At 70.8% G+C, this 24,121-nt stretch carries 20 protein-coding genes and 1 pseudogene; 8 read left to right on the top strand and 13 right to left on the bottom strand.

The window, feature by feature from the left end; genetic code table 11:
• Positions 1 to 96 (top strand): annotated as a pseudogene (locus ACWEVN_RS30815) (hypothetical protein); the annotation flags it as partial.
• Positions 97 to 633: 537 nt separating this feature from the next.
• Here ACWEVN_RS30815 and ACWEVN_RS30810 read toward each other — a convergent pair.
• The 5 genes from ACWEVN_RS30810 to ACWEVN_RS30790 all read right to left on the bottom strand — a co-directional run bounded on the left by ACWEVN_RS30810 (position 634) and on the right by ACWEVN_RS30790 (position 6,433).
• Positions 634 to 1,050, bottom strand: coding sequence for a roadblock/LC7 domain-containing protein (locus ACWEVN_RS30810; protein ID WP_043776340.1), 417 nt, complete (start codon positions 1,048 to 1,050; stop codon positions 634 to 636).
• 366 nt (positions 1,051 to 1,416) lie between these two features.
• Positions 1,417 to 2,025 carry a GTP-binding protein gene (locus ACWEVN_RS30805; protein ID WP_043776338.1) on the bottom strand — a complete coding sequence of 203 codons (609 nt, stop codon included), beginning with the start codon at positions 2,023 to 2,025 and terminating at the stop codon, positions 1,417 to 1,419.
• Positions 2,006 to 2,785: a DUF742 domain-containing protein gene (locus tag ACWEVN_RS30800; RefSeq protein ID WP_310968734.1), complete on the bottom strand. Its 780-nt coding sequence runs from the start codon at positions 2,783 to 2,785 to the stop codon at positions 2,006 to 2,008. The genes ACWEVN_RS30805 and ACWEVN_RS30800 overlap by 20 nt, the downstream gene beginning before the upstream one ends.
• A 25-nt stretch (positions 2,786 to 2,810) precedes the next feature.
• Entirely contained in the window at positions 2,811 to 3,269 is a 459-nt protein-coding gene (locus tag ACWEVN_RS30795; RefSeq protein ID WP_310969662.1) for a roadblock/LC7 domain-containing protein, read from the bottom strand.
• A 20-nt stretch (positions 3,270 to 3,289) separates the two neighbouring features.
• Complete coding sequence (locus ACWEVN_RS30790) at positions 3,290 to 6,433, bottom strand: sensor histidine kinase (RefSeq protein WP_449685402.1); 3,144 nt, start codon at positions 6,431 to 6,433, stop codon at positions 3,290 to 3,292.
• Between the two features lie 724 nt (positions 6,434 to 7,157).
• Between ACWEVN_RS30790 and ACWEVN_RS30785 the strand changes: the two genes are divergently transcribed.
• The 4 genes from ACWEVN_RS30785 to ACWEVN_RS30770 are packed head-to-tail and all read left to right on the top strand — an operon-like array spanning position 7,158 to position 10,657.
• Positions 7,158 to 8,162 (top strand): ABC transporter substrate-binding protein, encoded by a 1,005-nt coding sequence (locus ACWEVN_RS30785; RefSeq protein WP_449685401.1) that lies wholly within the window; start codon positions 7,158 to 7,160, stop codon positions 8,160 to 8,162.
• 10 nt (positions 8,163 to 8,172) lie between these two features.
• A complete protein-coding gene (locus ACWEVN_RS30780) occupies positions 8,173 to 8,943 on the top strand; it encodes an ABC transporter permease (RefSeq protein ID WP_449685400.1) in 771 nt (256 codons plus the stop codon).
• A complete protein-coding gene (locus ACWEVN_RS30775) occupies positions 8,940 to 9,773 on the top strand; it encodes an ABC transporter permease (protein WP_310968738.1) in 834 nt (277 codons plus the stop codon). Before ACWEVN_RS30780 ends, ACWEVN_RS30775 begins: the two co-directional genes overlap by 4 nt.
• Before the next feature lie 20 nt (positions 9,774 to 9,793).
• Complete coding sequence (locus tag ACWEVN_RS30770) at positions 9,794 to 10,657, top strand: ABC transporter ATP-binding protein (protein WP_449685399.1); 864 nt, start codon at positions 9,794 to 9,796, stop codon at positions 10,655 to 10,657.
• Positions 10,658 to 10,722: 65 nt separating this feature from the next.
• Here the strand turns inward: ACWEVN_RS30770 and mdlC are convergent, their stop codons facing one another.
• The 6 genes from mdlC to ACWEVN_RS30740 form a co-directional block, all read right to left on the bottom strand.
• A complete protein-coding gene (gene mdlC, locus ACWEVN_RS30765) occupies positions 10,723 to 12,309 on the bottom strand; it encodes a benzoylformate decarboxylase (RefSeq protein ID WP_452053615.1) in 1,587 nt (528 codons plus the stop codon).
• Positions 12,310 to 12,399: 90 nt separating this feature from the next.
• On the bottom strand, positions 12,400 to 14,049 hold the full coding sequence (locus tag ACWEVN_RS30760) for a S53 family peptidase (RefSeq protein WP_452053614.1): 1,650 nt from the start codon (positions 14,047 to 14,049) through the stop codon (positions 12,400 to 12,402).
• Between the two features lie 166 nt (positions 14,050 to 14,215).
• Entirely contained in the window at positions 14,216 to 15,178 is a 963-nt protein-coding gene (locus tag ACWEVN_RS30755; RefSeq protein ID WP_449685396.1) for a hypothetical protein, read from the bottom strand.
• A gap of 44 nt (positions 15,179 to 15,222) precedes the next feature.
• On the bottom strand, positions 15,223 to 15,435 hold the full coding sequence (locus tag ACWEVN_RS30750) for a hypothetical protein (RefSeq protein ID WP_310968743.1): 213 nt from the start codon (positions 15,433 to 15,435) through the stop codon (positions 15,223 to 15,225).
• Between the two features lie 418 nt (positions 15,436 to 15,853).
• A complete protein-coding gene (locus ACWEVN_RS30745) occupies positions 15,854 to 16,531 on the bottom strand; it encodes a copper homeostasis protein CutC (protein WP_452053613.1) in 678 nt (225 codons plus the stop codon).
• Between the two features lie 13 nt (positions 16,532 to 16,544).
• Complete coding sequence (locus tag ACWEVN_RS30740) at positions 16,545 to 19,394, bottom strand: nitrate- and nitrite sensing domain-containing protein (RefSeq protein WP_452053612.1); 2,850 nt, start codon at positions 19,392 to 19,394, stop codon at positions 16,545 to 16,547.
• A gap of 186 nt (positions 19,395 to 19,580) precedes the next feature.
• Between ACWEVN_RS30740 and ACWEVN_RS30735 the strand changes: the two genes are divergently transcribed.
• Complete coding sequence (locus ACWEVN_RS30735; RefSeq protein WP_452053611.1) at positions 19,581 to 20,546, top strand: ABC transporter substrate-binding protein; 966 nt, start codon at positions 19,581 to 19,583, stop codon at positions 20,544 to 20,546.
• A gap of 3 nt (positions 20,547 to 20,549) precedes the next feature.
• On the opposite strand, the gene ACWEVN_RS30730 is transcribed toward ACWEVN_RS30735, so the two are convergent.
• A complete protein-coding gene (locus tag ACWEVN_RS30730) occupies positions 20,550 to 21,167 on the bottom strand; it encodes an LppU/SCO3897 family protein (RefSeq protein WP_452053610.1) in 618 nt (205 codons plus the stop codon).
• A gap of 89 nt (positions 21,168 to 21,256) precedes the next feature.
• On the opposite strand from ACWEVN_RS30730, the gene ACWEVN_RS30725 reads away from it, so the two are divergent.
• On the top strand, positions 21,257 to 22,903 hold the full coding sequence (locus tag ACWEVN_RS30725) for a DNA repair helicase XPB (RefSeq protein ID WP_310968748.1): 1,647 nt from the start codon (positions 21,257 to 21,259) through the stop codon (positions 22,901 to 22,903).
• A 65-nt stretch (positions 22,904 to 22,968) separates the two neighbouring features.
• On the opposite strand, the gene ACWEVN_RS30720 is transcribed toward ACWEVN_RS30725, so the two are convergent.
• The gene (locus ACWEVN_RS30720; protein WP_452053609.1) at positions 22,969 to 23,142 is read right to left on the bottom strand and encodes a hypothetical protein; all 174 of its coding nucleotides are present in this window, start codon (positions 23,140 to 23,142) and stop codon (positions 22,969 to 22,971) included.
• 204 nt (positions 23,143 to 23,346) lie between these two features.
• Between ACWEVN_RS30720 and ACWEVN_RS30715 the strand changes: the two genes are divergently transcribed.
• On the top strand, positions 23,347 to 24,096 hold the full coding sequence (locus tag ACWEVN_RS30715; RefSeq protein ID WP_452053608.1) for a DUF4253 domain-containing protein: 750 nt from the start codon (positions 23,347 to 23,349) through the stop codon (positions 24,094 to 24,096).
• Positions 24,097 to 24,121: the final 25 nt, after the last annotated feature.

The raw sequence follows: 24,121 nt of genomic DNA, 5'->3' as shown, positions 1-24,121 counted from the left end.
GCCGCGGCCTTCGACGTCAACGCCGTCTGCAGCGGCTTCGTCTACGCCCTGGCCACGGCCGCCGGGTTCATCGCGGGCGGGCTGGCCGAGCGCGTAGCCACCAGACTCCGGAGCACGCCGGGTCGGGAACCCGCCGGACTCCGGACGGGCGTAATCCTCGCCCACCTCCGGCGAGCGCCGGGTCGGGAACCCGCCCGACTCCGGACGGGCGTAATCCTCGCCGAACTCCGGCGAGCGCCGGGTCGCGAATCCCCCGGACTCCGGGCGAGCGTAATCCTCGCCCACCTCCGGAGAGCGCTTGCCGTGGTAGGCCGTGGGCTCCTGGCGGTCGTCCTCACCCGCGTACGAGCGTGAACGCCTGGCCCGCCGCCCCGTGGGCTCGTCCTCGACGGGCTCGGGCGCGACGTACTCTTCCTCGTCGTCGGCCGAGGAGCCCCACTCGCGGGTGTCCTCGTCCGTGTAGCCCTCCGCGTCCGGCTGTGGGCGGGACGGCTTGCGCTTCGGCATGATCATCGACAGCGTCGACATGTCGAACTTGCTGGGCGAATCGAAACCCTCGCGCTCGGTGCCGCGGTGCAGTGCGTCCCAGCCGCTGGAGTCCGGATCGTCGAATCCCGAAATCCTCATCTCGCCCTACCCACGCACGCCACCCTGCAGCTGGGCGCGCAGCTCGGGGGTGATCTGCTGGCCGACCCGCTCGACGAGCAGGGTCATCTCGTACGCGACCGTGCCGATGTCGCACGTCGGCGCGGCCAGCACGGCCAGCGACGAGCCGTCCGAAACGGACATCAGGAACAAGTAGCCGCGCTCCATCTCCACCACGGTCTGGTTGACGCCACCCGCTTCGAAGCAGCGCGCGGCCCCCGCCGTCAGGCTGATCAGCCCGGACGCCACCGCCGACAGCTGTTCGGCGCGTTCCTGGGGCAGCCCTTCCGACGGCGCCAGCAGCAACCCGTCCGCGGACACCAGAACGGCGTGCGCGGCACCGGGTACCCGGCGGACGAAGTCCGTGATGAGCCAGCCGAACGAACCCTGGCCGGAAGCCGTCACTCCTGCTCCTCCTTGCTCGTGCGGCGTCGCCCGCCGCACCCCGGAGCGCCCGGCACGGCCGGTCGGCGACGCCACGGTAAAGCGTATTCGCACCGCCGGTGGTGTCGAGCCCGCCACCGGCCGGCCGCTGCGCACCCTACGTGTGCACCCGGCCGAGTTCGGCGGCAGCCCGCCCCGCCTCCCCCGTCCGGGGGACACCCCACGGCTCGCACCCGTGCGGCATCGACGCAGGTCAGACCCAGCTCGGCCGGAAGCCCGGGGCCCGGACCGGCCGGCTGCTCCTGCGGACGGTGACGGCACTCCCCGAAGTGGGTGAAGCCCGCGGAGTTCACTCCAACGGCCGCATCCGGATCGGGGCGTCATGGGCTATCCCGCGCGCAACGCCGAATCGTGCGCGATCGCGTGCTGGACGACCGAGATCAGCACCTGCTTCGCGGACTCGCGCTCGCGCGCGTCGCACGCCATGATCGGGACCGACGGCGCGATGGTCAGCGCGTGCCGGACGTCCTCGATCTGGTGGTGCAGCAGCCGGTCGAAGCAGTTGATGGCCACGACGTAGGGCAGCTTCCGGTTCTCGAAGAAGTCGATCGACGGGAACGCGTCGGCCAGCCGCCGCGTGTCGACCAGCACGACCGCGCCGATGGCGCCGACCGCGAGGTCGTCCCACATGAACCAGAACCGGTGCTGACCCGGGGTGCCGAACACGTACAGCACCAGGTCCGAGTCCAGCGAGATGCGCCCGAAGTCCATCGCCACGGTGGTGGTGGTCTTGTTGGGCGTGGCCGAGGTGTCGTCGTGCCCGACGCTGGCCTCGGTCATCATGGCCTCGGTGGTCAGCGGGTCGATCTCGGAGATCGCCCCGACCAACGTTGTCTTCCCCGAACCGAACCCGCCGGCGACCACGATCTTGGCCGACGAGGTCGGACCCGTCACCTGCGGCGCGTTCGCGTCGGAGTCAAATTCTCCGAAGCCCACTGAGCACCCTTTCCATGAACTCGATACTCGGGCGGTCGCCCACGGTCGGGCTGCTGGAGTGCACCAGCACCAGCCCGAGGCCCGCCACGTCACCAATCAACACCCGCACCACGCCGAGCGGCAGGCGCAGCAGCGCCGCCACCTCGGCCACCGACCTGGTGTCGAGGCACAGGTCGCAGATCGACCGGTGCTCGGGCACCCGGACCCGGTCGAGCATCCGGCCCTGTTCGCTGGTCGAGATCAGCGCCTCGATGGCCAGGTCGAGCGTCGCCTTCGTCCGGCCCCGGGTCCGGAAGTACGGCCGGACCAGGCCGGACGTCTCCATCTCCGTCGCCGGCGGCGTGTCCACGTACTCCTGGTGGGCCTGCTGCGGCAGGGCCGCGGCGAACTCACTGGAGTCCGGTCCCGACGAGAAGTCCCGCTCGGCGCTGTACGCGGCGAACTCGTGCGCGTCGTACAGCGGCCCGCTCGAACCGCCGAACAGCTCCGCGCCCGGACCGCCGAGGAGGCGGTCGCGGTACTCGGTGCCGCCGGCGATCGGCCGCAGCGGTTCCTGCCCGGCATTGCTGTCGGTCAGCCAGTTCGGCGGCTCCCGCACGGGGTCGCTGTCGGAGGCCTGCACCCGCCGCGCGCGCCACTCGCGGTCGACGCGATCCCGGAACGACTGCCAGTCCTCGCGGCTTTCGTCCGATTGGTCGGACCACCCGCCGGAGAAGTCGTCACCGAGCCGGCCATCACCCCTCAAGCGCCCGTCGTCCACGGCTCTCTCCTCGGTTCCCAGGTCCTCAGCGGCGGACGGCCGCACCCTGCAGTTGGGCCCGCATCTCCGGAGTCAGCTGCTGGCCGACCCGCTCCACCAGCAAGGTCATCTCGTAGACGACCAGGCCGATGTCACTCTCCGGCGACCCCAGAACCGCCAGGCACGAACCGTCGGAAACCGACATGAGGAAGAGGAAACCGTTGGCCATCTCGACCACGGTCTGCGCCACCGTGCCGCCCTCGAACACCTTGGCCGCGCCGCGCGCGAGGCTGGTGAGCCCCGAAGCCACGGCCGCCAGCTGGTCCGCCCGGTCCTTCGGCAGGCCTCGCGAGGCCGCCAGGAGCAGGCCGTCGGCCGAAACCACGACCGCGTGGGCCGCGCCGGGCACCCGGTGCACGAAATCCGTGATCAGCCAAGCGAAGCTGCCGGCATTGTTCGCCTTGGCATGCGCCTGGCCGTTCGGCACGGAGCCACCCGGCTGCATTGCACCCGCCCGTGTCACTTTCACTCCTCACTGCTGTCTGTGGTGTTGCCACGCCCCGGAACCCTGCTGTCCTGCAGCTGCTCTTCGGCCGGGAGTTCCTTCAAGGCGTGCCGTCCCGAGGTGTAGCCCCGTTGGAAGCTTGCCATCCGGCTCCGCGCCGCGGACGCCGAGCGGGTGATCGCACCCGTTCCGGGCATGCCCGCCGTGTTGTCCGCGAAGCTGTTCTGGGGCGGCGCGTCGACCGAAGGGCTGCTGATCGACCCCGGCACCAGGTAGGCGTTCGGGACGCGCTTGGGCAGCCCGGCCGGGGTGATCTCCTCGTTCTTGGACTCCAGCAGCGACTGCGCCGCCTGCCAGCCGTCGTCGGAGGCACTGTGCCAGCCGTCGTCGGCGGGGAGGAGCGGGTGCCGGGTCGCCGCGGTCGGCTGGAGCTCGTCGCGGGACGGCTCGGCCGGCACGGGTGCCGCGGGCGGCTCGCCGCCACCGGTGAGCGGCGGCAGGTTGGGGTCTTCGCCCTCGCTGCTCTGCGGCGGCACCGGGTCGGCGGCCGAGTCGTCACCCTCACTGAACCAGCGTGACAGCACCGACTGGTAGATCGGCAACCGCCGGGTGGGTACATCGTCCTCGAGCGCCGACGATCCGACCTCGGCCGCGGGCGGCGGTGCCGGTGGCGGCTCCTCCGGCGGCACGTACTTCGGCTCGCGCTTGGGCAGCACCAGCGGCGCGAACTGGGTGTCGGCGGCCCGCGAGCTGGCCCCGTCGCCGTTCGACGACGGTGTCAGCGGCGCCAGGTCCTCGGCGGTCGGCCAGGCCGGCGTCTCGGGCTTGGGCAGTTCCGGCGAGAGGAACGGACCCGCCGCGCGGCCGCCGCTGACCAGGTCGTCCAGGCTGATCGGCTGGTCGAGCGGCACCAGGCCGCCCTGGTTCGCCACGGGCTCGTGCACCGGCGGCGGCGGTGGGGGCGGCGGTGCCGAAGGTGCCGGCGGCGTCTGCGCGAACGACTGCGTTTGGTCGAAGTCCGAGCGCGCGGCCGGGATCGGGATGCTCGGCATCGACATCGACGTCTCGGAGCGGTTCGCCGGCGGCGGCGTCTGCCGCTGCATGCCCGGGCGGAGCTGGGTGAGCAGCTCGGCCGGGACGACGACCCGGGCGATCACGCCGCCTTCGATGTCCTCGTTCTCGCGCAGCCGGACCTCGATGCCGTGGCGCTTGGCCAGCCGCGAAACCACGTACAGACCCATTCGCCGGGTCACCGACACGTCCAGGTCCGGCGGGTCGGCCAGGCGCGCGTTGACCTCGGCCAGCCGCTCCTCGCTCATGCCGACACCGTGGTCGGTGACCTGGATGGCGAGCGCCTTGCGGCGGGTCACCACGGCCCGCACGATGACCTTCGTCTCCGGCTCGGAGAAGTAGGTCGCGTTGTCGAGCAGCTCCGCGAGGACGTGCACGAGGTCGTGGATCGCCAGGCCCTGGACCGCGACGTCGGGCACGATGCCGACCTCGATCCGGGCGTACTGCTCGATCTCGGACACCGCGGCGCCGATGACGTCGGCGGCGGGCACCGGCTTGGGCACCGACTTCGCCAGGCCGGCGCCGGAGAGCACCAGCAGGGACTCACCGTTGCGCCGCAGCCGCGTCGCGAGGTGGTCGAGCTCGAACAGGCTGGCCAAGTGGTCCGGGTCCTGCTCGTCGGCTTCCAGCCGGTCGATGACGCCGAGCTGGCGTTCCACCAGCCGCTGCGACCGGCGGGACAGGTTCACGAAGATGCCGTTGACGTTCTCGCGCAGGAGGGCCTGCTCGGCGGCCATCTTGACGGCTTGTTCGTGGACGATGTCGAACGACCGCGCGACCTCGCCGATCTCGTCGCGGGAGGTGACGGGCACCGGCTGGACGGCCTTCTTGGAGGCGCCGACCGGGTCCGGGTCGTCCAGGATCGCCTGCACGGTTTCCGGCAGCCGGGTGTAGGCGACGTCCAGCGCGCTCTTCCGCAGCACCCGCAGCGGGCGCAGCATCAGGCGGGCGACGATGAGCATCAGCACGACCGCGAGCGCCAGCGCGGCGAGCACCACGGCACCGCCGATCCACGCCGAGTTGACCGCCTGCGTGGCGAGGTCGTCGGCGCGGGTCTTCAGCTGGGCCAGCAGGTTCGACTCGACCGCGTGCAGCTTGTCGGCCGACACGGTGCTGTCCTTGCCGAGCGCGGTGGTGTCGATGTTCGGCGGGTCACCCAGCTGGGCGAAGGAGAACGCCGAGGTCTGGATCCGCCGCCGGTCGTCGACCTCCGGGCCGGAGTAGGTGTCGTTGTAGAGCTGGCGCTGGTCGTCGTCGGCGTTCGCGAGGAAGGCCGCGACCGACGCGTCGGCACTGGACGCCGACGCGCGCGTCTGGTCCAGCAGGTCGCCGGGGAAGTTGCCGCGGAACGCCGCGATCTGCAGTTCGGCGTCGGAGCGGGTGGTGAACTCCTTGGCCTCGCTGATCGCCTGCGTGCTCGTGCCGAGGCGCAGCACGTCCCGGTCGGTGACCGCGGTGGTGACCTCGCGGCCGAGCTCGATGAGCGAGTCGATGATGCCCGAGTAGGCGGTCAGCACCGTGATGTCGGGCAGGCTGTTCTGGGTGTTGAACGCCGCCCGCAGCGGGCGCAGCGCGTCCAGGCGCTGGAGGCCGCGGGAGTAGCGGTCCCCGGTCGCCTGGTCGTCGAACTCGAGGGAGTTCTTCGCGGCGCGCAGGTCCTGGACCTCGCGGTCGACCTTGGCGATCTGCGCGTCGAGCCCGGTCTGCAGCAACTGGTTCTGCGAGGAGATCCGGGCGACCGCCAGCGACCGCTCGTTCTGCAGCTCGTGCACCACTGTGGTGACCTTGACGGCGAACGCGACCTGGTCGGCGGTGCGCTGGAACTCGGCCGCCTCGCGGGCGTCGTCGATCACGCGTACCGCGCCCAGTGCGAGCGCCGTCAGTGTCGGGATGATCAGGACCGCGGCCAGCTTGGACCGCAGCCGCCAGTCGCGCATGCCGGAGAACAGCCCGGCCTTCCGGCCCGGATCCGCTCCGGGCGACTGCGCGGGGGCCCCTCCCACCCCCGCGGCGTCTTCGTTCGGCACCGCCGCTCCACCATCATCGTTCGTGCTCGGGAAACCCTGGTCGGTCCAGCGCCCGCCAGGGCGCATCGCGTTCTCCTCAGCCACTCGTCTGCACGCTCCCGGCCTTCCGGCGCTCCGGCCCATCGGAAGGAGCCCAGCGCCAGACGCTACCCGTACGGGTGAAAAGATCGTCTTCAGTGTCGCCACTGGGGGTTCCTGAACCCCGTCCGTGCGGACGGAATCGGTTCAGCTCGAGCATCACGGTCGGGTCCCTGCGCTGGTCCTGCATCGGTCTGTTGGTCGGCCTAACCCACCGGCGCGGCGGTTGTGCCCGGCCAGGCAGTGGTCTTCGCGGGGAAGATTCTCTCAGGAAAAGCACAGTGTGTGCTGGTACACCGAAGTGGAACTTCTTGATCGGCCATCCAGGCACTCTCTCTCACTACATCGGAGGTTGATACCTCCCCGCAGGTGCAGAGGGTAGCGAACGGCAGGGGAAGATGTAACCCTCCCGACAGGACCCGCTCAATCTTGCACAGCGTTCGCTCAGTCGGCACACAGCGACCGTCGCCGATTCAAGAACCTCACCCTACGCTGGGTGAACGGCTACGGCGAGTGGAGCAGTGGGTCTAGACCAGAGGCCGAAAGAGTGACGTGCGCCACTCGGTTAGGTAGTGATTCCACCCATTGTGAGCAAGCTGTCACGTTCTCTACAGTGGCCCCGGTGGTTCCGAGAATGAGTCACGCACTTCCATCGGAATCGGTTCCTCAACCGTCACTTTTCTTCAAGGAGCAGGCCTTGCTTGGAAACGCCATGAGCAGTGGCCGGGTTCGCACTCGCCGCGCCGCGCTCGGGCTCGCCCTCACCGTCGCAGCAGCCACAGCCCTCACGGGCTGCAGTGCGCTCGGCGCGGACGGCTCGAACGCCTCGTCGAACGGGGGCAGCCTGGAGAAGTCGAAGATCAAGGTCTCGATCATGCCGACCACGGACCTCGGCCCCTTCTGGCTGGCACTCGACGGCGGCTACTTCAAGGCCGAGGGCCTCGAGGTCGAGCAGGTCGTCGCCAAGAGCGGCCAGGAGTCGATGCAGAAAGCGATCTCCGGCGAGGTCGACATCGCCCTCTCGACGTACACGCCGTTCTTCGTCGCCAAGAGCAAGGGCGAGGACGTCCAGCTGGTCGCCGACGGCACGTCGGTGAACGCGAAGAGCAACGCCATCGTCACGGTGCCGAACTCGCCGGTCAAGACGGTCAACGACCTGAAGGACAGGCGGATCGCGATCACGGCCAAGAACACCGCGTCCGACATCCTCACCAAGTCCGTCATGAAGGACCACGGCGTCGACTTCAACGGGGTCAACTGGGTGCTGGTCCCGCTGCCGAACATGGCGGCGGCGCTGAAGGACAACCAGGTCGACGCGGCCTACATGCCGGAACCGATGCTCACGCAGGCGGCGAAGACCGTCGGCGCGACGCCGGTCATCGACATCAACACCGGCGCCAGCCAGGACTTCCCGCTGACCGGCTACGGCTCGACGACGAAGTGGGTGCAGGGCAACCCGAAGACCCTCGCGGCCTTCCAGCGGGCGATGAAGAAGGCCACCAGCGACGCGATCAACGACCGCTCGAAGGTCGAGCCGCTGCTGGTCAAGTACGCGAAGATCGACGAGGACACGGCCAAGCTGCTCACCCTGCCCGGCTACGGCTCCGTCCTGGACGCGCGGCGCCTGCAGCGGGTGCCCGACCTGCTCCTGCAGATGGGCGTCATCACCAGCAAGGTCGACGCCGCGCCGATGATCGCCCCGCAGGCGACCAGCTGACGCGTTCGTCGTGAAAAAACTGCTTCGCGGCCTGGTCGGCCTGGCCGGCTTCCTCCTGCTCTGGGAGGTCGTCGTCCAGGTCGGCCTGGTCGACAAGACGTTCACCCCGCCGCCCAGCGTCGTGCTGGGCACCGTCGGGAACCTGCTGGGCGACCCCGAGTTCATCCGGGACATCGTCGCCACGATGCTGGCCTGGGTGATCGCCATCGTCGTGGCGATCGCGATCGGCGTACCCGCCGGGCTCCTGCTGGGCAGCATCCCGGCGTTGCGCACGGCCACCGCCGCGATCGTGGAGTTCCTGCGGCCGATCCCGGTCACCGCGCTGGTTCCGCTGGTGCTGCTGGTGATCGGCTCCGGCCCCGACGCGAAGATCACCCTCGCCGCCTACGCCTCGCTGTGGCCGATCATGTTCAACACGATCTACGGCATGGGCGAGATCGACCCGGTGCTGATGGAGACCGCCCGGGCGTGCGGGACCAGCCGGTTCCGCATCCTGTCGTCGGTCGCGCTGCCGCAGACCGCGCCGTTCGTCTTCACCGGCGTCCGGCTGTCGGCGACCATCGCGCTGATCGCCGTGGTCAGCGTCGAGTTCCTGGCCGGTTCCCAGCTCGGGCTCGGCAGCTTCATCATCGTCGCCAGCACCGGTTCGGTCCGGTTCGACCTGGTCCTGGCGGGCACGGTGGTCGCCGGGACACTGGGTTACCTCATCAACGAGGGGCTCGAACAGCTCGGCAAGCGGCTGTTCCGGTGGAGCACGGTGGACCGGGAGGCGATCGCGTGACGGCGGCGACCCTCTCGGGCCGGGTGGGCCGGCGCGCGGCGCGCGGCGCCACCGCGGTCCTGCGCAACTGGCTGCTGTTCGCGATCCTGGTGGTCGTGTGGGAGTTCGCCGCCCGGGCCGGCGGCAGCAAGTACTTCCCGCCGCCGACGGAGATCGCGGCCACGGCGGCGAAGCTGTGGTTCACCGGGCCCGCGTCCCACCTGTTCCTCACCGACGCGGTGTTCGACAACGTGTTCCCCAGCCTCGGCCGCACGCTCGGCGGCTGGGGAGCGGCCGCGGTCGTCGGCATCGTCCTCGGCGTGCTGCTCGGCCGGTCGGCGACGGCGATGGACTACGTCGGCCCGCTGTTCGCGTTCTTCCGCTCGATCCCGCCGCCGACGCTGATCCCGGTGTTCGCGGTGCTGTTCGGGCTGAGCTCGGGCATGCAGATCGGGTCGATCGTCTTCGGCGTGGTGTGGCCGGTGCTGCTCAACGCGGTCGACGGGGCTCGCTCGGTCGACCAGGTGAAGGAGGAGACCGCGCGGTCGTTCCGCACGCCCAAGGCGTACTGGCTCGGCATGGTCGTGCTGCCGGCGGCGGCGCCGAAGATCTTCGCCGGGCTGCGGGTCAGCCTGTCGATCTCGCTGCTGCTGATGGTGGTCTCCGAGCTCGTCGGGGCGTACAACGGCATCGGGCGGTCGCTGCTGAACGCCCAGCAGGACTTCGAATTCCCGACCATGTGGTCGTGGCTGGTGCTGCTGGGCATCCTCGGCTACGTCTTCAACACGATCTTCCTGGCCGCGGAGCGGCGGGTGCTGGCCTGGCAGCCGGCCCGCCTCGGCCGCGACTGATGCTTCGAAAGGCCTCTCCCATGTCCACCATGCTCGAAGTGGCCGGCCTCAGCCACACCTACGGCGCCGGCGCGAAGGCGCACACCGCGGTGAACAACCTTTCGTTCACCGTCGAAGCCGGGCAGCTGGCCAGCATCGTCGGCCCGTCGGGCTGCGGGAAGTCGACGCTGCTGCGCTGCATCGCCGGGCTGACCCGGCCGACCGCCGGCACGGTCAGCCTGCACGGCGACCGCGTCTCCGGCGTGCCGGACGACCTGGCCGTCGTGTTCCAGGACTACAGCCGCTCGCTGTTCCCCTGGCTTTCGGTGCAGAAGAACGTCGAGTTCCCGTTGCGGTGGCGGCCGATCTCGAAGGCCGAACGACGTGCGCGGGCGGCCGAGGCGCTCGAACAGGTCGGCCTGTCCGGCGTCGGCGGCAAGTACCCGTGGCAGCTGTCCGGCGGCATGCAGCAGCGGGTGTCGATCGCCCGCGCGCTGGCCAGCCGCCCGGCCCTGCTGCTGATGGACGAGCCGTTCGCCTCGGTCGACGCCCAGACCCGCTTCGAGCTCGAGGACCTGACCCGGCGCGTGCAGCGCGAGCAGGGCAGCACGGTCCTGGTCGTCACGCACGACATCGACGAGAGCGTGTACCTGTCCGACCGCGTCCTGGTGCTGTCGAAGTCACCGGCGTCGATCGTGGCGGACCTGCCGGTGGGCCTGCCCGCCGCGCGGGACCAGATCACCACGCGCGAGTCGGCGGAGTTCGTGACCCTGCGCGGCGAAGTGGCCCGGCTGCTGCACGGCGGTTCGCCGGAAGAGGCCGCCACGGCCGCGTCCGACGCCGCCGAGTGGGAACTGGCCGAGCGGGCTTCGGACGACGTCCGGGAGAGCAAGACCCGCAGCTAGTGCCCTGCCGCGGCCCGTCGTGAGTGGTAAAGCGGGTTAGAACCCGCTTTACCACTCACGAGGCGTCAGTACAGCGACTTCGACGACGCCGCCACCCGGACGTGGACCAGCGTCGGGCGCGGGTCGGCCAGTGCCGCCGTGAGGCCCGGGGCCAGCTCCGCCGGCTCGGTGATCGTCACGCCGTGGCAGCCCATGCTCTCCGCCAAGGCCGCGAAGCCGATGCCGCCCAGTTCGGTGCCCGGCAGCTTCGCGCCGCCGATGGCGTCACCCAGGATGCGGACCGCCGCGTACTCGGAGTTGTCCAGGATCACGAACGTCACCGGCAGTTCCTCGCGGGCCGCCGTCCAGAGGGCCTGGATGCCGTACATGCTCGAGCCGTCGCCGATCACGCCGACGACCTTGCGGTCCGGGCGGGCGAGCGCCGCCCCGACCACGCCGGGGACGCCGTAGCCGAGCGTGCCGCTGGCCATCGTCAGGAAGCCGGTGTCGGTGGCCGTGATCGGCAGGTGGTCGTGCAGGATCCCGCGGTGGCTCGGCGCCTCCTCGACGACCAGGGCGTTGTCCGGCAACAGCTCCGCGAGCGTCGAGTAGACGAGTTCGCCGGTCAGCGCGTCGCCGCTCGGCTTGGCCGGGCGCTGCCGCGGGGCCGGCGCGGGCCGCGTGCTGCGCTCGACGACGTTGAGCAGCGCGCGGATGCCCAGCTTCGGCGTGGCGCGGATGCCGGTGCCTTCGAAGGCACGCGCGAGGACCTGCTCGTCGTCGCTGACGATGAACAGCGGCGGCAGCGGCGCTTCCCCGCGTCCGCGGTCGACGTGGTAGGTGAAGGCGGGCGCCCCGAGCACGACGACGAGGTCGTACGGCGCGAGCGTGTCGGCGACGGCCCCGCGTTCGGGATCGAGGAACCCTTGGAACAGCGGGTGGTCTTCGGGGAACGAGCAGCGGTAGGACATCGGCGCGACCCACACGGCGGCGTTGAGCCGCTCGGCGAGCGCGACGGCTTCGACGACGGCACCGTCCTGGTCGACGGCTCCCCCGACCACGATGGCCGGCCGTTCGGCGGCTTCCAGCGCGGTGTTGAGCTCGTCGACGGCTTCGGGATCGGGGGCGTAGCCGCGGATCCGCGGCCGCGAGACGATGGGCCGCTCGGTCGTGACGGACCAGTCGTCGGCCGGGACGGACACGAACACCGGACCGGACGGCGCCTGCGTGGCCACGTGGTAGGCCCGCGCGAGCGCGGCCGGGACGTCTTCGGCGGAGGCGGGCTCGATCGACCACTTCACGTACGGCTTCGGGAATTCGGGCGCTTCCAGGGCCCCGAGGAAGGGCTCGTGCGGGATGAGCGACCGGATCTGCTGCCCGGCGATGACGATCATCGGCGTCCGGTTGCGGTAGGCGTTGAAGAGGCTGCCGAGGCCGTGCCCGACCCCGCCCGCGGAGTGCAGGTTGACCAGCACCGCCTGGCGGGTGGCCTGCGCGTAGGCGTCGGCCATCGCCACGACAGCGGATTCCTGCAGGCCCAGGACGTAGTCGAAGTCGTCGGGCCAGTCGGTGAGGAAGGGCACCTCGGTGGTGCCGGGGTTGCCGAACACCGTGGTGAGGCCCAGTTCGCGGAGGAGTTCACGGGTGGCGTCCAGCACCGTGCGCTTGATCATGCCGCCCAGGTTAACGCTTAGTCTTGCGAAGCAAAGTCCCCCAAGCGGCGCAGTGCCGGGTAAGCCGGCCCTGCGCCGCTGGTCACGCACTCAGCCGAGCAGGCCGGACAGCCCGGTGCCCTTGAAGGAACCCCAGCCGGTCACCTGGTCGTACCCGGTCCCGGCGGTGAAGCCGGTGGTGCCGTGCAGGCTGTTGTTGCCCGAGGTCACGTCGTGGAACCCGGTGCCGTACGAGGAACCGTTGCCGATCGAGTAGAACTTCGGGTTCAGGTTGCCCAGACCACCGCCGTGCACCTGGTTCTGCAGCGTCGCGAAGGCCGCCCACAGCGGGGCCGCGCCCGACGTGCCGCCGACCGTTCCCCAGCTGCCCGCGCTGTAGATGTAGTACCCCGAGGTCGGGGAGGCGTCCGCGGACACGTCCGGCACCTTGCGGTAGGTCGTGCTCTGCGAGGACTGCCACGACGGCGCCGTGAAGACCGTCGAGATGCCGCCGCCGGTCGAGCCGCCGCTGTTGCCGTCGTTCCAGGTCACTTCGCTGCTGTAGCCGTTGGCCGATGTCACGCTCAGCTTCGTCCCGCCGACGCCGGTCACATTCGGGCTGGACGCCGGGAAGTCGACGCCCTTGGCCGCCGAGCCCGTCTGGCGGTAGCAGTCGGTCGTGCCGTCGTCGCCGGCCGCCGCGAAGTACGAGATGCCTTCCGCGGTGCCGGTCGCGATCGCGCTGCTGACGCTCTTGGCCGCGCTCGAACCTTCGGCGGCTTCGCAGGCGCCCCAGGAGATCGAGACGACGTTGACCTTCGCGTCCGAGGCGATCTTCTGGTACATCGCCAGTTCGCCGGCGCTCGAGTTCGGTGCCTCGTAGACGTAGTCGTTGGCCGCCGCGGCCAGCGCGTGCACGACCTCGATGTCGAGCTCGACCTCGATCTGGCCGTCGCTCGGCGACGAGTCGTAGTTCGCGCCGCTGACGCCGACCGTCGTCACCGTGCCCGCGGACAGGCCGTACGTGCTGTCGTACTTGGTGATGTTCGACTTCTGGTAGCCGTCGAACTCGACGAAACCGACGTTCACGCCGCGGCCGGTCGCGGACAGGCCGCTGGTGCCGTACGCGGTCTTGAGCACCGGCGGGGTGACGGACTTGACGACGTTGGGCTGCGCCAGCGGCTTCGCCGAGTGTGTGCGCACCGCGTGGTCGTCGAGGCCGACGACCCCGCCCACGACGTCCGAGACGCTCGCCGGCACGGCCGGGACGGCGTCGTTGGCGAAGAAGTCCCGCCCGGACGCCTGGTCGTGGTAGGTCCCGATCCGGGTGCGGAAGGCCGACTCGAGCTGCGCCGCCGAGCCGGTGAACGTGACGGCCTGCCGGTTGCCGGAAACCTCGATCCCGCTCAGCCCGGCTTTCCCGAGAAATGAGACGGCCTTGTCGACGTCGGCCTGGGTCGGGCCGAACCTGGCATTGAACTGTGCCGGAGTCAGGAACCGGTGGTATTGCGGCGAAGCGGGATTCTGTACGTCGGCGAGGAACTTTTCGAGCGCCTGCTGGTTGTGCAGTTTCAGCGAGAGCGCGGCGGTGATCGGGCGGTCGGCCGCGACGTCACCGGTGCGGGCGCTGTTGATCAGCGGCGCGGCGTTGTCGGCCAGCGTGACCAGGGGTTCCGACGCCGCGGCGGCCGGGACGGCCACGGCGAGGCCGAGCAACGCCGGCAGCGGCACAGCGGCCGCGACGAGCTTGCGCAAGCGCATGGGGAATTTCCTCTCGGCGGTGGGGACCGGGCCTGCGCGGAATGCTCGCCGCAGGTTGCCGAGAAGCATAAGAAACCGCGATCACGCCGAGGAACCTACTTTTGGCCGGTCTTCGACGGATCCCATTTTCATTTTCCAATACGTTTACCTTTGGCTGATCATTCGATTAGCGTCCGGAATGTCCGAGACTGTCGACGCGGTCGACGATCTCCCGGGCGTCGGCGTGGCCGGAGAACCGGCGGGCGGCCGCCGAAAGCGAGTGCAGCCGCTGCCGCACCCGCGGCGACCGCAGCGCGCCGGCCAGCTCGACGGCCTCCTCCCCGACCGTGATGGCGATGTCGAGATCGCCGTCCAGCGCGTGCACGGTGGCCAGCCAGATCAGCGTCAGCGAGCGGCTGCGCGTCATGCCCCGCTCGTACCCCCCGATCGCCTCGGTGAGGGCGGGGATGCCGTCGCGGCCGTGCCGGACGTCGACCATCTGCGCCAGTTCGCCGTGCACCGTCCCAACCATCGCGGCCATGTCGGTGGGGCCGAAGAACGCGGCCCACGGCGACGGTTCGCGGCCCTCGGCCTCCGCGAACTCCTGACGGGCGCGGCGCAGGTAGGTCAGCGCGCCGGTGACGTCGGCCTTCCGGGCGTGCGCCCACGCCTGGTTGGCCGACAGGATCGCCTGCGCGAGCTTGGAGTGGGCCGAGACGGCCGCCTCGCGGCCCCGCGCGAACTCGATCAGCGCCGCGTCGACCGCGTCGTAGTGCAGGTGCAGCCGCCCGACGCGGTACCGGATGTTGGCCTGCAGGTCGTCGTTCCCGGCCTCGACGGCCAGCTCCAGCGCCCGCGCGAACGCCTCCAGCGCGGCGGCCGGGCGGTCCTGGTCGAAGTTGGTCCAGCCGGCCAGGTTGTAGAGGTCGGCGACGGCGGTGTAGAGCCTCGCCTGGACCACGGTCTTCGCCTCGCCGTCCAGCAGGGCCGCGGCCGCGGGCAACCGCGACTCCACGGCCACCCGGCACGAACCGCCGCCGTACCGGTAGTCCAGCGCCCTCAGCTCGGCGACGCTGTCTTCGAGCTGCCGCACGTCGGCGAGACCCACGCGCGTACCGCTCCGTTCGTCCCGCCCGTCACTGCCGGTCATGGCAGCCCTCCGTCCGTAGAGAGCTGCCGATCGGGCAGCCCTGCTCATTCCCCTCCCGGCCAGGCCGGAGCCCGCTCCTTCGAGGGACTGGCACCGGGCAGCACCCCGGTGGCGGTCAGCACCACACCCGTGGCGGTTTCCGCGATCTTGACGACGGCCAGCAGCCCGGTCAGGGCCAGGGAGCCGCCGAGCCCCAGTTTCGCGAAATCGTCTTCGGAGGTTCCGGTTCCGCGTTGGCGCGGTATCGCGCTGGTCACGATTCGGCCTTCCGGCTCGCCGCGGCCGCGCCCGGGCGGGTTCCGCGGGGAATCAGCCGCCCCCAGGTGACGGAAATCCACCTGATCGTCGGCATCCTGGTTTCCTGTTGTCCTCGCAACGAGTTCTCGAACTGAATACGCGCGCACACGGCGCCGCCTCCCGCACTGCAGATCGATTCCTTGAAGATCGGCCGGATCGCGAAATGCGGGACAACCGTAGCCAGCCGATCACCGCAAAATCAGCCACCAACCAGGTCAAAGCTGGAAATGCTCGTGCAGCGGCACGCGCAACGCCCAGCGCGACACTGCACGCGGCGGATGCAATTTCGCGTGCCGGTTCACGATTGCCACGGGCACGCGAGAACAACGGAAGAAATCGTTCTACTCCGCCGATCCTGCGCGAGAACGGCGTAATCGATCAGGATTTGACGAGCTCGACCCAGGTTCGCACGGTCGCGGCGTCCACCGGCGCCTGCCAGCCGTCCGGCCGCACCGCGCTGCCGACGTGGAATCCGCGCACGCCGCCCGCGCGCAGGAGGTGCACCTGCTGGGCGCGCAGACCGCCGCCCACCAGCAGCTCCGGGCCGCCGTCGCGCTGCGCGAGCCGCTGCAGCACCGAAAGGCCGCTGCCCACGCCGTTCGGGTGACCGGCGGCGAGCACGGTGTCACACCCGAGCGAGGCCAGCTGGTCGTAGGCGCGCACCGGGTCGCGCGTGCGGTCGATGGCGCGGTGGAACGTCCACGGCAGGCCGTCGACCTCCTTGATCAGCGCCTCGCAGGCGTCGAGGTCGATCTCGCTGTCGACGTTGAGGAAGCCGAAGACGAATTCCCGCGCGCCCGCGTCGATCAGCCTGCCGGTGTCCGCGCGCAGGCCTTCCAGGTCACCGACGGCGAAGGAACCGTTGTCCCGCAGCATGACCCGCACCGGGAGGTCGGTCGCCGAGAGCACGTCCCGCAGGGTTCCGACCGACGGCGTCAGGCCGTCCTGTGCCATGTCCGCAACCAGTTCGAGGCGGTCGGCCCCGCCCGCCTGCGCGCTTTCGGCGTCCGCCGCGTCCAGCGCGATCACTTCCAGCAGGGGCGTCTTCGAGCTCATGCCTCAATCCGTTTCACTGGTTCCGGGTGTCGTCCCCCCTCGCATGCCGCCCTCGCCGGAAGCCGCCTTGAAGGCTCGTCATCCGCTCGCGCACCGCTTCCGGGGAAAGAGAGAGTATCGGCCGCTGTTCCGGCACCGCTCCCGGGCTGGCCGCGGAATCCAGCGGCTGCAGGAACGGCCAGGTGTCCTCGGCACCGTCCTCCTGCTCCAGTTCGGCGGGGGTCGGCCACTCGTAAGCGGGCTCGACCGCGGCCGGCGGCGCGACCGGCGTCAGCCGCGGTTCGGTGTCCTCGTCGTCCGGCCTCGGCTCGCCGATTTCCCGCAGAAGCGGGGAGTCGACGGGCTCGGGGGCGAAGCTTCCGCCGGAAATCGGCGCCTCGGCCGGGGTTTCCCGGGAGAGCGGCGCTTCCCGCGAAGGCAGGGGCGGAGTCTCGCGGGAAGGCAGTAGCGGCGGGGGCGCGGCATCCCGGGACGGCAGCGGAGGTGGCGGCGCGGCGAGCGCGTGCCGCGGCTGGGGCTCGGCCGGACGGGGCTGCGGTTCGGGCGCCTCGGCGACCGGGCGCGGCTCGGCCGGCTTCCGCGGCTGTTCGGGCGCGGCGGAGGCGTCGAACCAGCGGGACAGGACGTCGCGGTAGGCGGGCATCCGCTCGGTCGGGGCGTCGAAGTCCAGGTGGGCCTCGTCGTCCACGGTCGGCCACTCCGGCGGGTGGTCGCGAGCCACCACCGGGGCCCGGCGCGGCGGGCCGGCCTCGATCGACGGCGGCGACAGCTCTTCCGGCTCCGGCTCGGGTTCCGGCTCCGGCGGCGTCAGCGGGGCGAGCGGTGCCAGCAGCTCGGGTTCCGGGACGGCGGCCGGCTCGGCGGGCGGCGGTGGCACCGGCATCGGCGGCAGCTCGACGATCAGCGCCGCCGGCACCAGCACGGTCGCGACCAGCCCGGAGTCCGCGCCCGCGCTCAGGCTGACGTCGATGTGGTGGCGCGTGGCCAGCGTCGCGACGACGAACAGGCCCATCCGGCGCGACACCTCGACGTCGACGTCCGGCGGGTGCGCGAGCCGCGCGTTGGTGCGGTCGATCTCCGCCTGCGGCATGCCGGCCCCGTGGTCGACGATCTCGATCTGCCAGTCGCCGTCGTGGGTTTCGGCGCTCGCGACGGTGACCATCTCGTCGCCGGAGTAGCGCGTCGCGTTCTCCAGCAGCTCCGAAACGACGTGCACGAGGTCGTTGACGGCCTCGCCGCGGACCGCGACCTGCGGCGCCGGCCCGAGCTCGATCCGCTGGTAGTGCTCGACCTCCGAGAGCGCGGCACCGATGATCTCGTCGGCCGGCACCGGCCCGGCGTCCTCGCGCGCGGAGTCGTTGCCGGACAGGACCAGCAGGTTCTCGCTGTTGCGCCGCATCCGCGTCGCCAGGTGGTCGAGCTCGAACAGCCCGGCGAGGGTGTCCGGGTCCTGCTCGTCGGCCTCCATCCGGTCGAGCACCGAAAGCTGCCGTTCGACGAGGTCCTGGCTGCGCTGCGAGAGGTTGACGAACATCGCGTTGACGTTCTCGCGCAGCATCGCCTGCTCGCCGGCGAGCCGGACGGCCTCGCCGTGCACCGCGTCGAACGCGCGCGCCACCTGGCCGAGCTCCTCGCGGGTGAACACCGGCACGGGCGCGACGGCGAGCCGTTTCCGCAGGTTCTCCGGGGCGGGTTCGGGATCGGTGAGCAGGTTCTGCACGGCCGCGGGCAGCCGGTGCTCGGCCACTTCCAGGGCCGTCCGGCGGAGGATCCGCAAGGGGCGCAACAGGGACCGCGCGATGACCACCGACAGCACGCCGGCGACGAGCAGGACGCCGAGGACCACACCGCCGTCCCACAGCGCGGCCGTCCGCGCTTGCGCCGCAAGGGCGTCCGTGCGTTCCTGCAACTGGACCAGCAGGGCCTGCTGCACCTGGTGGGCGAGGTTCACCGTGTGCGTCGCCGAGGTGTCCCACTGGTTCGGGTCGAGACCCGAGAGGTTCTGGCCGTTTTCGGTGCGGGTGAGCGCGGATTCGACCATGTCGTTGCCGATGTCGACGACCAGGCCGATCACCGTGTCGTCGAACATCCGCTGCTGGTCGGGGGTGGCGAAGGTGCGGTAGTCGCTGCGCGCGGCGGCCAGTTCGGCTTCCGCGCCGAGCAGCGCGCGCGTGCGGTCGCGGTTGAGGGTGCCCGACGCGAGCGCCTCCGCCATCACCGCCCGCTTGACCGACATCTGGTCCTTGATCCGGGCGAGGGCGTTGCCCGCCAGCCGCATCCGCGCGAGTTCCGGGTCGGCGACGTCGGCCGCGGCGGAGTCGCTGATGTCGAGCAGGCCGGAGATCAGCTCGCTGTAGGAGCGCAGCACGGCGTCGGCGGGGAAGGCCGAGTGTTCCGCGGAAAACCGCAGGCCACCGAGCACGCGCAGGCGGTCGTCGGTCTGCTGCAGGCTTTCCGCGGCCTTCGCGTCGAGCCGCGGCTTGCTTTCCGCGAGCGTCCGTTCGAACGTGCCGATGCCCTTGTCGACCCGGCCGCGCTGGGCGGTGAGGTCGGCGGTGTCGCCCTGCCGGTTCTGGGCGACGAACCGCACGGTGAGGTCGCGCTCGCGCTGCAGCTCGTGCAAGGCTTCGGCGACCGTGCTGTCGACCCGGCCGCGCGTGGCGAACTCGGCGAGCTGCCGGGCGTCGCGCAGGTCGGAGCTGATCCGCAGGCCGACGAGCGCGATCACGGCGAGCGCCGGGATGAGGAGGACGGCGAAGAGCTTCGTGCCGAGACGCCAGTTCCGCAGCCGCCAGCGGCCACCCGCCGGACGCGGATCCGCCGCGTCGCCGCCCTTGCGGGGACGCTTGTCGCGACGGGTCACCTGGTTTCCTTTTCCGCCGCGGGCGGGAACCCGCGGATCGAACGACACTCGAACCTACTGAACGGTAGCCCGCCCTATGAAGATCCGAAAGCCGCGCTGGCACGATACGGCCCTGCCCGCGATCGTATGGGGCGCGGACCATACGATCCAGCACGAGAACCAGATTCTCGCGGTAGGTGAAGGTTCATGAACAGATGCGGACGGCTGATTCCGCTGGTAGCGGCGCTCCTGGCGACCGCGGGGTGCAGCGTGTTCTCTTCCGGCACGCCCGCGCCTCCGCCGCCGCTGGAGCGGACCACGCTGCGCGTCGGTGTGGGCAACGCCATCGACACGGCCCCGCTGCGGATCGCCGTCTCGGCCGGGAAGTTCGGGTCCGCCGGCCTGAACGTGCAGCTCGTCGAACTCGGCGCGGACGACGGGCTCGCGAAGCTGGCCGCCGGCGACCTCGACGTCACCTTCGCCTCCGACATCGCGATGTTCCGCGCCGCGGCCGGCGGGACGGCGTTGCAGCTGCAGGGCGAGGCCTACACGTCCGGCCCCAACACGATGGCCCTGGTCACCCTGCCGGATTCGGACTACACGGTGCCGACGGCGAAGAGGTCGCCGAAGATCGCGGTGAACATGCTCGACGACGTCGGCGCGCTCGTCGCCCGCTCGGTGCTGGGCACCGCGGGCGTCGACGAAGCGAAGATCAAGTTCCAGGCGGTGCCGTTCGACCGGATGCCGCAGGCCCTGCAGGCGGGCGACGCGGACGCCGCGCTGATGATCGAGCCGTACATCACCCGCGCCGAGAAGGACCTCGGCGCGCACATCCTGGCCGACGGCGCCCGCGGGTCGACGCTGGACTTCCCGCTGTCGGGCTACGCGGCGGCCAAGCCGTTCGCGCAGGCCAACCCCCGGACGCTCCAGGCGTTCCGCACCGCGCTGGGCACGGCCCAGGAGAGCGCGACCGACCCGGCGATCGTGCGCGACGCGCTGCCGAAGTTCTCCGACATCGACACGACGACGGCCGCGCTGATCTCGCTCGGCTCGTACCCGGCGTCGCTCAACGGCATCCGGCTGCAGCGCGTCGCCGACCTGATGCACAACTCGGGCCTGCTGGCGAACCGCCTCGACGTCCAGGGCCTGCTCCCCGACCGAACCGGCTACTGACGGTCAGATGTTCTCGCCGGTCTTGATCAGGCACACCGTGCGGGCCGGCGGGCCGGAGTAGCTGAACACCATGTCGGCGCCTTCGCACTTGTCGTCGCGGCCGTAGCCGGAGAGGATCTCGACCCGCTCCTGCGCCGCCGGGTCGGTGCAGAGGACCTTGCCGATCGTGCTCTCGTCGTCGACGTCACGCAGGCAGTCGCCGGCCTTGACGTTCAGGGCCAGGCACAGCGTGCGGCCGGAGGCCGAGCCGGAACCGAGCCGGAACCGCACGTAGTCGCCGGAGCCGCACGCGATGCCGCTGCGGTAGGTGTTCTCGACCTTGTACGTCGCATTGTTCGCGCTGCAGCCGACGCGGTGGTAGGCGAGCTTGCCCGCCCCCTCGCGCGTCAGGTACAGGCAGTCGCCGTCGGACGGCGGCCCGCTGCGGTCGGCCCAGTAGATGGCCATCGCGCCCAGCGCGCCCAGGCCCAGCGCGACGACGACGCACGCGACCAGCGTGATCCGCACCTTCGTGGTGAACCAGTGCGGAATCGCCTGCTGCCCCGGAACCGGCGGCATCGGCGCGGACTGCGCGTAGCCCGGCGACCGGAACGGGTTGTCGTCGAACGGCGGTGTGGTCAACGTGCCCTCCAGTGATCCCCTCGGCACCTCGTCCCACCGGCGGACCCGCGAGCGGAGCGGGCCGGAGCGAGGCACGTATAACAGTAGTTGTGACTGATGGCCCGTTGATCGTCCAGTCCGACAAGACCGTGCTCCTGGAGGTCGACCACCCCCAGGCCGATGACGCGCGGGTCGCGATCGCGCCGTTCGCCGAGCTCGAACGCGCACCCGAGCACGTCCACACCTACCGGATCACGCCCCTGGCCTTGTGGAACGCGCGCGCCGCCGGCCACGACGCCGAGCAGGTCGTCGACGCCCTGACGACGTACTCGCGCTTCCCGGTGCCGCAGCCGCTGCTGATCGACGTCGTCGACGTCATGGGCCGGTTCGGGCGGCTGCAGATCGCCAACCACCCGGCGCACGGGCTGGTGATGTCGACCACCGACCGCGCGGTGCTGGCCGAGGTCGTCCGGAACAAGAAGATCAGCCCGATGCTGGGCGCCCGGATCGACGAGGACACCGTCATCGTGCACCCGTCCGAGCGCGGGCGGCTGAAGCAGGCGCTGCTGAAGGTCGGCTGGCCGGCCGAGGACCTGGCCGGGTACGTCGACGGCGAAGCCCACCCGATCGCGCTGGACGAGCAGGACTGGCACCTGCGCGACTACCAGCGGATGGCCGCCGAGGCGTTCTGGGCGGGCGGCTCCGGCGTCGTCGTGCTGCCGTGCGGCGCCGGCAAGACGCTGGTCGGCGCGGCGGCGATGGCCCGCGCCCAGGCGACGACCCTGATCCTGGTGACGAACACGGTCGCCGGCCGGCAGTGGAAGCGCGAGCTGATCGCGCGGACGTCGCTGACCGAGGAGGAGATCGGCGAATACTCCGGCGAGAAGAAGGAGATCCGGCCGGTCACGATCGCGACGTACCAGGTGATCACCCGCAAGACCAAGGGCGAGTACAAGCACCTGGAGCTGTTCGACTCCCGCGACTGGGGCCTGGTCGTCTACGACGAGGTCCACCTGCTCCCGGCCCCGGTGTTCCGGATGACGGCGGACCTGCAGTCCCGCCGCCGCCTGGGCCTGACGGCCACGCTGGTCCGCGAGGACGGCCGCGAGGGCGACGTGTTCTCCCTGATCGGGCCCAAGCGCTACGACGTCCCGTGGCGCGACATCGAGGCCCAGGGCTGGATCGCCCCGGCGGAGTGCACGGAGGTCCGCGTCACGCTGACGGACGCGGAGCGCCTCGAGTACGCCACGGCCGAGGCCGACGAGCGCTACAAGCTGGCGGCGACGGCGTTGACGAAGACCCCGGTGATCAAGTCGATCGTGGCCAAGCACGCGGGCGAGCCGACCCTGGTGATCGGCGCGTACCTGGACCAGCTGGAGATGCTCGGCGACGAGCTCGACGCCCCGGTGATCCAGGGCGCGACCCGCAACAAGGAGCGCGAGGAGCTGTTCGACAAGTTCCGCCGCGGCGAGATCCGCACGCTGGTCGTGTCGAAGGTGGCGAACTTCTCGATCGACCTGCCGGAGGCATCGGTGGCGATCCAGATCTCGGGCACGTTCGGCTCCCGCCAGGAGGAGGCCCAGCGGCTGGGCCGCTTGCTCCGCCCGAAGGGCGACGGACGGCAGGCACACTTCTATTCGATCGTCTCCCGCGACACGGTGGACACGGAGTACGCGGCCCACCGCCAGCGGTTCCTGGCCGAGCAGGGCTACGCGTACCACATCGTGGACGCGGACGACCTGCTCAGGCCGCTGTGAGCCGGTAGGCGCCCAGGTCAGGAGCGCACCCTTACCCGGCGTCTCCCACCGCCATCGAAGAAACCTCAACCGCCTTGACCAGCGGAAACGGTCAGTTCGAGCTCTCCACCGGTTCGGAGCCGGAGCACCGGCCGGGGCTTCCGCGCCTCGCGGCTGCCGTGCAGCCGGATGCGAACCTTGGCGAGCGCCTGCCCGGCGTAGGCGGACACCAGCGGGTCGTAGGGGCGCAGCAGGTCCACCGCCGCCTCGTGTCGGTTGCGCCACCCCTTCGGCGCAGTGGCGTGTCTCAGCAACATCTTGCGTCACACGTGCATCAACAAGCCCCTGACCTGCATGTTTGCTGATTCACTCGAACGGATGAGCGGCCGAAACGCTGGAAATTGTCGGACCCTCGAACTACTGTTCGAGATGCAGGAACCGAACACAAGTTCGAGGGGACGTCCATGACGATCGCACCGCTCCGCCCCGGTACGCCCGCGCCGCCGGTCCAGACCCTCCCACCGGGGTCGTGGCACGGCCGGCTGTGGGTGTCCGACCTGCCGCTGACCCGGCCCGAGCGCTACCTCGGCTGCGTGGCCGAGTTCGAGCGATCGGGCCTGTGGCCGGTGCTGATCCCCCACGACCAGCGCTTCGCGGCGAACGGCGAGGACTGGATCGACGACCGAGGCCGCCTGGCCCCGGCGGGCCACCGAGTGGCCACAGCGGACCCGGCGGCAGCGCTGTCCCGCTGGTGGGACAGCTCCTGCTGCGACGGCGCGTGCCTCCGTCCGTTCGGAGCCCGCTTCCCGGGCTTGGCGAAGCGCAGCCCGCGCAGGTCGGACCCACTGGCCGAGGCGGGCAACACGGGTTCGATCCTGGCCACGCGCGCACCCCACAGGCTGGGCTTGGTCCAGACTGAGCGCCCGGCCGACATCCCGGCGCTGCTGGGCTGGACGGGCATGATCAAGTGCACGGACCAGGTGGCCGAGCTGTCGGCGGTGCTGAGGAGCTGGGAGGACCACTTCGGGGCAACGCTGGTGGTCCTGGGGTTCGACGCAATGGAGCTTTCGGTGGCGGCCCCACCGAGAAACCAGGCCCGCGCACTGACGGTGGCGGCGGAGCACCGGGCATTCAGCTTGCCGACGTTCGCGGGGCAGCCGGGGAATCTAACCTGGACTCCGAGTCCAGGTGGGCGGTCGCCTCATCGAGGATGACGACCTTGGGCTGGGCCAGCAGGAG

The organism is Amycolatopsis sp. NPDC003861, from assembly GCF_053605405.1.
The sequence above is the reverse complement of the archived record's forward strand: the minus strand, read 5'-3'. Positions and strand labels throughout refer to the sequence as shown.

What these genes read in the sequence shown, in the direction of transcription:
- ACWEVN_RS30795 (WP_310969662.1), bottom strand. Translation starts at nt 3,269, where the DNA reads ATGCAGCCGGGTGGCTCCGTGCCGAACGGCCAGGCGCATGCCAAGGCG.
- ACWEVN_RS30790 (WP_449685402.1), bottom strand. Translation starts at nt 6,433, where the DNA reads ATGCGCCCTGGCGGGCGCTGGACCGACCAGGGTTTCCCGAGCACGAAC.
- ACWEVN_RS30785 (WP_449685401.1), top strand. Translation starts at nt 7,158, where the DNA reads ATGAGCAGTGGCCGGGTTCGCACTCGCCGCGCCGCGCTCGGGCTCGCC.
- ACWEVN_RS30770 (WP_449685399.1), top strand. Translation starts at nt 9,794, where the DNA reads ATGTCCACCATGCTCGAAGTGGCCGGCCTCAGCCACACCTACGGCGCC.
- mdlC (WP_452053615.1), bottom strand. Translation starts at nt 12,309, where the DNA reads ATGATCAAGCGCACGGTGCTGGACGCCACCCGTGAACTCCTCCGCGAA.
- ACWEVN_RS30760 (WP_452053614.1), bottom strand. Translation starts at nt 14,049, where the DNA reads ATGCGCTTGCGCAAGCTCGTCGCGGCCGCTGTGCCGCTGCCGGCGTTG.
- ACWEVN_RS30755 (WP_449685396.1), bottom strand. Translation starts at nt 15,178, where the DNA reads ATGACCGGCAGTGACGGGCGGGACGAACGGAGCGGTACGCGCGTGGGT.
- ACWEVN_RS30745 (WP_452053613.1), bottom strand. Translation starts at nt 16,531, where the DNA reads ATGAGCTCGAAGACGCCCCTGCTGGAAGTGATCGCGCTGGACGCGGCG.
- ACWEVN_RS30735 (WP_452053611.1), top strand. Translation starts at nt 19,581, where the DNA reads ATGAACAGATGCGGACGGCTGATTCCGCTGGTAGCGGCGCTCCTGGCG.
- ACWEVN_RS30715 (WP_452053608.1), top strand. Translation starts at nt 23,347, where the DNA reads ATGACGATCGCACCGCTCCGCCCCGGTACGCCCGCGCCGCCGGTCCAG.